Source organism: Saccharothrix coeruleofusca, from assembly GCF_014648515.1.
GTDB lineage: Bacteria > Actinomycetota > Actinomycetes > Mycobacteriales > Pseudonocardiaceae > Actinosynnema > Actinosynnema coeruleofuscum.
The window spans coordinates 424110-431530 of record NZ_BMRG01000002.1 but is presented as its reverse complement, the minus strand read 5'-3'; the positions used below and the strand labels follow the sequence as shown (position 1 = coordinate 431530).

The following is a 7421-nucleotide window of genomic DNA, read 5'->3' as shown; positions in this document are numbered from 1 at the left end:
CAGCCTCGGGTGGCCGCGCTGCTCGGAGTAGGTGTGCGGGCCGCCCCAGTACTGCATGAGGAACAGCCGGAAGCGCTCCTCGGCGGGGCCGAGGTCCTCCTCCGGGTACATGGGGCGCAGCACCGGGTCCTTGGCGACCTCTTCGTAGAAGCGCGCGACGATCCGGTGGAAGGTGTCGTACCCGCCCACCGCTTCGTAGAAGTTCTCCGGAGTGGTCACACAACCATCCTGCCTGGCTGGGGAATGGGGCGGTGCGCGAGGGTCGCGGCCCGCGCGCCCACCGTGGTGAACGCGCGGGCCGCGCCGGTTATGCCTTGAGGGAGACGCCCGCGTCCTCCAGGGCTGGCATGAGCTTGGCGCGCAGGGCGCGCTGCACCGCCCACTGCCGCCCCGGCCGCACCTTCACGGTGACCCGCATGGTGATCCCCTCCGGGGTCACCTTCTCCACGCCGAGCACGTCCGGCTCGGCGATCACGTCCTTGGCCAGCTGCTCCTCCGCGGTCGCCGACTTGGCGGCCCTGGACAGCACGTCGGTGACCTCGGCCAGGTTCGCGCCGTAGCCCAGCGGCAGGTCCACCACGGCCACCGCGAACCCCTGCGAGGAGTTGCCCACGCGCTGGATCTCGCCGTTGCGCACGTACCAGACGGTGCCGTTGGTGTCGCGGATCGTGGTGATGCGCAGGCCCACCGACTCCACGGTGCCCGTGGCGGGCCCGAGGTCGACGACGTCGCCGACGCCGTACTGGTCCTCCAGCATCATGAACATCCCGGACAGGAAGTCCTTGACCAGGTTCTGCGCGCCGAAGCCGATGGCGACGCCGAGGATGCCCGCCGAGGTCAGGATGGGGGCGACGTTCATCCCGAGCTCGGTGAGCACCTGGATGAACGCCACCCCGAACACGACGAACGTGACCATGGACTTGAGCACCGAGCCGATGGTCCTGGCCCGCTGCTCGCGCCGCTCGGAGACCAGCACGCCCAGGGCCTGCGGCGCGCGCTCGCGCAGCGGCTTGAGCAGCCTGGGCTTGCGCCCCTCGCCGGAGCCCCTGGTCAGTCGGTCGATCAGCCGCCGCAGCAGGAACCGGACCACCACCGCGATCACCACCGTGAGCGCGATGCGCAGCGCGCCCTCGGCCATCCTCGGCCCGTTGGTCAGCCACCACTCGACGGCGAGCGTCGACTTCACGTCCACGTGCCCAGTCCTCCAAACTCCCGACTACAACTCCGGCCCGGCCAGGTCCAGCCCGGTCAGCTCCAGCCCGGTCGCCCAGGCCAGGAAGGTCAACTGGTCCACGGCCAGCCCGACCGACCGGCTCACCGACCGCCCCGCGTGCCCCACCTCGGTCTCCCGGCGCAGCAGCACCGGGTGCTTGGTCGGATCGCTCGCCGTGGCGTGCTGCAGCGCCGCGCACATCTTGCGGGCGTGGTTGGGGTCCACACGGCTGTCCGACTCGAAGACCGTGAACAGCACCGAAGGGTACTCAACCCCCTCCCGCACCCGGTGGTACGGCGAGTAGGACAGCAGCCACGCCAACTCCTCCGGCACGCTCGCGCTGCCGTACTCCTCAGCCCACAGCCGCCCCAGCAGGAAGTTCTCGTAGCGGACCATGTCCAGCAGTGGCGCTGAGCACACCACCGCCGCGTACAGCTCCGGGCGCTGGGTCAGCGCGGCCCCGACCAGCAGGCCCCCGTTGGACCCGCCCATGATCGCCAACTGCTCGGGCGTCGTCCACCCCTGTCCCACCAGGTGCTCGGCGGCGGCGTGGAAGTCGTCGAACACGTTCTGCTTGTGCTCGCGCATCCCGGCCCGGTGCCACTGCTCGCCCTCCTCGTCGCCGCCGCGCAGCGACGCGTGCGCCCACACCCCGCCCGCCTCGACCCAGGCCAGGGTGGTGGCGCTGTAGCCGGGACCGCGGCCGACGGCGAAACCGCCGTAGCCGGTCAGCAGCGCGGGCCGGGGCAGGTCGGGGGTCCGCCTGCCGGACACCACGAACATCCGCACCGCGGTGCCGTCCGCGGAGGTGTACTCGACCTGCTGGGTGGTCACCTCCGGCAGCTCCACCGCACCGGGGTTGGCCTCGTGCAGCGTCGTCTCACCGGTGGACAGCGAGAACCGGTGCACCGACAGCGGCGTGACGAAGTCCGACCAGCCGAACCACAGCACGTCCCGGTCCGCGTCGGTGGCCGGGTCGGTGGTGGACCAGCCGTGCAGCGAGCCGGTGCCGGGCAGCGGGACCTCGCCGAGGTGCCGCCCGGTCGCCGGGTCGTGCAGGTGCAGCTCGGACACCGCGTGCCGGGTGCGCAGCAGCACCAGGGAGCCGTCCAGCCAGGTGGCGGCGTCGAGCACCGAGTCGGGCTGCTCGGCGACCAGCTCGGTCCACTCGGTGGGCCGCTCGGGGTCGGCCACGCACAGCCGGAACCGCGGCGCGTCGAGGCTGGTGACCAGGTAGAGCCTGCCGTCGCGGCCGACCCAGGCGGTGCACTGGGCGCCCGCGTCGGCGGCCAGCACCTCGCGCGGCACGCCGTCGCCGCGCAGGTCGGCGATCCACACCGAGTCGCGGCGGACCGTGCCGGGCGAGCCGTTGATCAGCAGCCACCGCTTGTCCGGCGACAGCGACACGCCGTAGTAGTACGTGTGGTCCAGGCCGTCGCCGTGCACGGTGACGTCGGTGGCCGGGTCGGCGCCCACGCGGTGCCGGTACACGCGGCGGTGGAACAGCCGCTCGTCCTCGGGCAGCCCGGCCGGGTCGAGCCTGCGCACGTAGAAGAACTCCTCGCCGCCGGGCAGCCAGGCCACGGGGGAGTAGCGGCACCGGTCGATCGGGCCTTCGAGCACCTCGCCGGTGTCCACGTCCAGCACGTGCAGCAGGGAGTGCTCGTCGCCGCCGACGGAGACCTGGTAGGCCAGGCGGGTGCCCTCGGCGCTGGGCGACCAGGCGTCCAGCGTGGTGCGGCCGGACGGGTCGAGCGCGTTCACGTCCAGCAGCACGCGCTCGGAGCCGTCGCGTTCACGGACGTGGAGCACCGGGTGGTCCTGCTCGGGGTCGCGGCGGGTGAAGAACGCGCGGCCCGCGCGCCAGTGCGGCGCGCCCACCGCGCCGGTGCGCATCAGCTCGGCCAGCCGGGAGCCGAGCCGGTCGCGGCCGGGCAGCGCGTCGAGCCACGATCGGGTGAGGTCGTCCTGGGCCGCGGACCACTCCCGCGTGGCGGGCGAGGCCGGGTCTTCCAACCAGCGGTACGGGTCGGCCACGAGGTGCCCGTGCAGGTCTTCCACGAGGTCCTGACGTGGTGCGGCCGGGTAGGTGGTCGTCGCAGGCAGCGCTGCGCGGGAGGGCTGGGTCACCTCGCCGAGGGTACCGCCATGATGAAAACCATCACCGATAGGGAGTCGGTTCGCCGAATGTTCGGCCACGACTGCATGACACGTCACATATCACAGGTGATTTTTGGGGGTGATCTGTGGTCTGCTATGCCTGAACCGGTGGAGGTGGTCGCGTGCCAGACCGACAACCCACCCCGATCGGCGCCCTGGCGAACGCCGGGCTCGCGCCGGTGGCCCCGTCCGGCCAAAAACAGCCCGGTGTGCACGCTGTGGTCGACGGGGAGGGGAGCGGTTCGGCGAAGCCGGTGGTGTTCCCCTGGGGACGGAGAAAAGTACTGCTCCTCAACGCCACGTTCGAGCCGCTGACCGCGCTGCCGCTGCGGCGCGCGGTGGTGCTGGTGGTGTGCGGGAAGGCCGAGGTGGTGCACGGCGACCCGGCCGGGGCCGTGGTCCACTCCTCGACCTCGCAGGTCGTGGTGCCCTCGGTGATCAGGTTGAGCAACTACGTGCGCGTGCCGTACCGGGGCCGGGTTCCGCTGACCCGCGCCGGGCTGATGCACCGGGACCGGTACCGCTGCGCCTACTGCGGCGGGCGGGCCGAGACCATCGACCACGTGGTGCCGCGCAGCCGGGGTGGCCCCCACTCCTGGACCAACTGCGTGGCCTGCTGCGCGAAGTGCAACCACCGCAAGGCCGACAAGCTGCTGTCGGAGCTGGGGTGGCGGTTGCGCGTCGTGCCCAGCGCCCCGCGCGGGCCGCACTGGCGGCTGCTGGCGGGCGTCGCCGAGGCCGATCCGCTGTGGCTGCCCTACCTGGGGGAGCCCGCGGCGTAGCTCACGCGGCCAGTGCCAGGTCCTCGCGGTGCGCGGTGATGCGGACCGAGTCGCGTGCGGTGATGCGCACCGAGTCGCGTGCCGTGATGCGCACGGAGTCCAGCGCGCCGGTGATGCGGACCGAACCGAACGAGGTAATCCGAACGGAGTCGCGCGCGGTGATGCGAACGGAGTCGCGTGCGGTGATGCGCACCGAGCCGGATGCGGTCACGGAGCGCTGAACAGACGCGTCGGGCTGCGCCATTCGGGTGTAAGACGAACGAGTGAGGACAACGGCCTGAGCGGAGTTCGTGGTGTACATGTCGTGTCCTCCGAGACTCGGTGAGTGATAAATAGGATTCAGGAACGAATGCGCAAGACCCGTACAGGTGAAAAGCTAGAAGGCGGGGCGGCGGAGGACAAGACGCCAAACCGGCCGCCGTTCGCCTCCGTCCGGGTGCAGTCCGTCAGGGGGTACCCACTGCGACGGCGGAGCGGTTCCGTTCCTGCTTCCGGTTCGCCTCGGCACGCTGCGTAACATCGCCTGATCCGGGAGTAGCTCACGTCATAGCGAGGTAGGCGGTGGAAGAACCGCTCCAGCGCACGGGGATCGGCACGCCGGGTTTCCGGCTGCTCACGGGCGCCTGGATCACCTCGCTGGTCGGCGACGGCGTGCGCACCGTGGCCCTGCCGCTCTACACCGCCGTCAGCACCCGCAGCCCGTTGGCCGCCTCGGCCGTGGCGGTCGCCGTGGCGCTGCCCTGGCTGGTGGTCGCCCTGCCCGCGGGTGTGCTGGTGGACCGCTGGCGCCCTGGACCGGTGCTGGCCGCCGCGCACGCCTTCCGCGCCGCGGTCACCGGGCTGCTGGCCTGGGCGGTGTTCGCCGACCGGGCCTCGGTCGCCGTGCTGTGCGCCGTCGGGTTCGTGCTGACCAGCGCCGAGTCCTTCGCCGACAGCGCCTCGCAGGTGCTGCTGGTGGAGCTGGCGGGCCCGGCCGACCTGGAGCGCGCCAACGGCCGGTTCGTCACCGCCGAGACCATCGGCATGGACCTGGCCGGGCCGCTCGCGGCCAGCGCCCTGTTCTGGTGGGAGCCCGCGGCCTGCTTCGCCCTGGACGCGCTGACGTTCGTGGTCGCGGCGGTCTGCGCGGCCCGGCTGCCCCCGGTCCGGCTGCCCCCGGTCGGGCCGCCCCCGGTCGGAACGCGGCGCCGCACCGGTCTCGGCGCGATCCGCGCCCAGCTCGTCGAGGGCCTCGCGCACCTGGCCCGCCACCCCGGCCTGCGGGTGCTGGTGCTCGCGGTCGGCGTCACCGCGCTGTGCGCCGCCGCGGTCAACGCGATGCTGGCGCTGTACGCGATCAACGTGCTGCGGCTGCCCGAGGCGGTGATGCCGTGGCTGGTGGTGGTGATCGCGGTCGGCTCGCTCGCGGGCGCGCGGCTGAGCCCGGCGCTGGCCGCCAGGCTGGGCGGCGGCCGGGTCATGGTCGGCGCGCTGGTGGTGCTCGGCCTGGCGTTCATCGCCTTCGGCGCGACCTCGGCGCTGCCGGTGGCGATCGCCGCGGTGCTGCTGTTCGGCCTGGCCGCGGCCACCTGGAACGTCCAGTCGGCCACCCGCAGGCAGCGGCTGACCCCCGCCCCGATGATGGGTCGGGTCACCAGCGCCTACCGGGTGCTGGCCTGGGGCCTGTCGCCGCTGGGGGCCGCGCTGGCGGGCCCGCTGGCCCAAGCGGTGTCCCTCGGCGCGGTCTACCTGGTGGCGGGAGGGGTCGTCGTGCTCACCGCGGTGGCGCTGGCACGCCCCCTCGCCCGGACGTGACGACGGCGATCGGTTACCGTAACCGCCGTGACGATCGTGGAGACCTTGCTCGTCTTCGCGCTGATCCCGCTGGCCATCTACGGCGTGATCGCGCTGCTGACGCTGAGGCGGAAGGCGACCCGCATCCAGCGGTACCGCCCAGGGCAGGAATGGGGCTACGCCCCGGTGTGGTGGAGCGCCAACCCGGCCGGGCTGCCGCAGACCCACCACGCCGTCGTCGTGGACACCCCGGCCGAGGGCCGGACCGCCAAGGGAGGCGCCCGTGGCAACTGGTGAGGTCGTGCGCGCGGCGGTGGACCCGTCGCAGCTGGGGGTCGGCGAGGCGGTCACCGCCAGCGGCCGGATCTCCGTGGCGAGGATGCACACGCCGCAGGCGCCCACCGTGCCGTTCACCCCGGTCCAGCTGTCCAGCCTGGACGAGGCGCTGACCCTGGCCAGCCGCACCACCGGCCTGGACTTCAGCGTCTACCTGGGCGAGCTGGGCGGCGACACCCGCGCGCAGGCCGAGGCGCTGCACGCGTCCACCGCGCGCCCGACGCACGCGGTGCTGGTCGCGGTCTCGCCCGGCGAGCGCGTCGTGGAGATCGTGACCGGCGAGGAGTCGCACCGCAGGCTGCCCGACCGGGGCGCCAAGCTCGCGGTGATGAGCATGGTGGCCAGCTTCAAGGAGGGCGACCTGGCGGGTGGCCTGGTCAGCGGTCTGCGGATGCTGGCCGACCAGGCGGGGCACGCGCCGCGCTCCTGAGCGGATTTCCGCTGAAGGCCCCGGTGCCCGTCGCCGGGGCCTTCAGCGTGTTTCAGAGCAGGGCGAGCTTGCGGAAGTGCTCGGTCAGCTCCCACGGCGAGTTGGTGACCGCGTTCGCTCCCGCCGCGATGGCGCGCGCGCCCAGGGTCCGCTTGGCCCTGGCCCCGCAGTAGACGACGATGGGCACCGCCGGGTCCAGCTCGCGCAGCGCGGTCGCCAGCCGCACGCCCGCGTCCACCACCTCGGCACGCGCCATGTCGGTGACCACCAGCCGGTACCGGTTGGTGGCGAACAGCTCCAGCCCCTCGCGGGTGGAGGTCGCCGAGTCCACGCGGACCCCGTTGTCCTGGAGCTGCGCGATCTCCAGCACGTTGTTCTCCGGGTGGTCGTCCACCCACAGCACGCGCAGCGGCGCGGGCTCCTCGTCGGGCACCGCGGCCACGGCGGGCGAGCCGACCTGACCCGACGCCTCGCCGAGCGCCTCGCGCAGCGCGCTCACCTGCTTCCGCAGGTCGGCGATCGCCTCGTTCTGGGCCCGGTTCAGCACGCCGAGGGTGACCCGCTGGCCACCGATCTCCAGCGAGATCTCGCGCTCCCGAGCGGACCGCACCACCTCGCGCAGCGGGGTGCGGAACAGCAGGAGCAGCAGGAGCAGGATCAGCGGCCATAAGAGACTCGCCACCGCGTTGAGCATCTCCGCCATCCGCCGGAGGCTAGCGGTCGGGGG

The 7421-nt window shown here is 72.8% G+C and carries 9 protein-coding genes; 4 read left to right on the top strand and 5 right to left on the bottom strand.

Annotation, left to right across the window (positions count from 1 at the left end; genetic code table 11):
* The 3 genes from IEZ00_RS36310 to IEZ00_RS06705 form a co-directional block, all read right to left on the bottom strand.
* A partial coding sequence (locus IEZ00_RS36310) for a globin domain-containing protein (protein ID WP_444544472.1) occupies positions 1-219 on the bottom strand: 219 nt, incomplete at its 3' end.
* An 88-nt stretch (positions 220-307) separates the two neighbouring features.
* Positions 308-1192, bottom strand: a complete 885-nt coding sequence (locus IEZ00_RS06710) for a mechanosensitive ion channel family protein (protein ID WP_372448462.1) — start codon at positions 1190-1192, stop codon at positions 308-310.
* A gap of 24 nt (positions 1193-1216) precedes the next feature.
* A complete protein-coding gene (locus IEZ00_RS06705) occupies positions 1217-3343 on the bottom strand; it encodes a prolyl oligopeptidase family serine peptidase (RefSeq protein WP_189222169.1) in 2127 nt (708 codons plus the stop codon).
* A gap of 152 nt (positions 3344-3495) precedes the next feature.
* Between IEZ00_RS06705 and IEZ00_RS06700 the strand changes: the two genes are divergently transcribed.
* On the top strand, positions 3496-4155 hold the full coding sequence (locus IEZ00_RS06700; protein ID WP_229795166.1) for an HNH endonuclease: 660 nt from the start codon (positions 3496-3498) through the stop codon (positions 4153-4155).
* A 1-nt stretch (position 4156) separates the two neighbouring features.
* On the opposite strand, the gene IEZ00_RS06695 is transcribed toward IEZ00_RS06700, so the two are convergent.
* Positions 4157-4456: a hypothetical protein gene (locus IEZ00_RS06695; RefSeq protein ID WP_189222168.1), complete on the bottom strand. Its 300-nt coding sequence runs from the start codon at positions 4454-4456 to the stop codon at positions 4157-4159.
* A gap of 260 nt (positions 4457-4716) precedes the next feature.
* On the opposite strand from IEZ00_RS06695, the gene IEZ00_RS06690 reads away from it, so the two are divergent.
* Genes IEZ00_RS06690 through IEZ00_RS06680 form a run of 3 tightly spaced genes read left to right on the top strand, consistent with a single transcriptional unit; the run spans position 4717 to position 6694 of the window.
* Positions 4717-5949, top strand: coding sequence for an MFS transporter (locus tag IEZ00_RS06690; protein WP_189222167.1), 1233 nt, complete (start codon positions 4717-4719; stop codon positions 5947-5949).
* A 27-nt stretch (positions 5950-5976) separates the two neighbouring features.
* Complete coding sequence (ctaJ, locus tag IEZ00_RS06685) at positions 5977-6225, top strand: aa3-type cytochrome oxidase subunit CtaJ (protein ID WP_189222166.1); 249 nt, start codon at positions 5977-5979, stop codon at positions 6223-6225.
* Complete coding sequence (locus tag IEZ00_RS06680; RefSeq protein ID WP_189222165.1) at positions 6212-6694, top strand: DUF5130 family protein; 483 nt, start codon at positions 6212-6214, stop codon at positions 6692-6694. Before ctaJ ends, IEZ00_RS06680 begins: the two co-directional genes overlap by 14 nt.
* Positions 6695-6746: 52 nt before the next feature.
* On the opposite strand, the gene IEZ00_RS06675 is transcribed toward IEZ00_RS06680, so the two are convergent.
* Complete coding sequence (locus IEZ00_RS06675) at positions 6747-7397, bottom strand: response regulator (protein ID WP_189222164.1); 651 nt, start codon at positions 7395-7397, stop codon at positions 6747-6749.
* Between the last annotated feature and the right edge of the window lie 24 nt (positions 7398-7421).

Excerpts from the sequence above, each read along its gene's own strand:
- IEZ00_RS06695 (WP_189222168.1), bottom strand. The coding sequence starts at position 4,456 with ATGTACACCACGAACTCCGCTCAGGCCGTTGTCCTCACTCGTTCGTCT.
- IEZ00_RS06675 (WP_189222164.1), bottom strand. The coding sequence starts at position 7,397 with ATGGCGGAGATGCTCAACGCGGTGGCGAGTCTCTTATGGCCGCTGATC.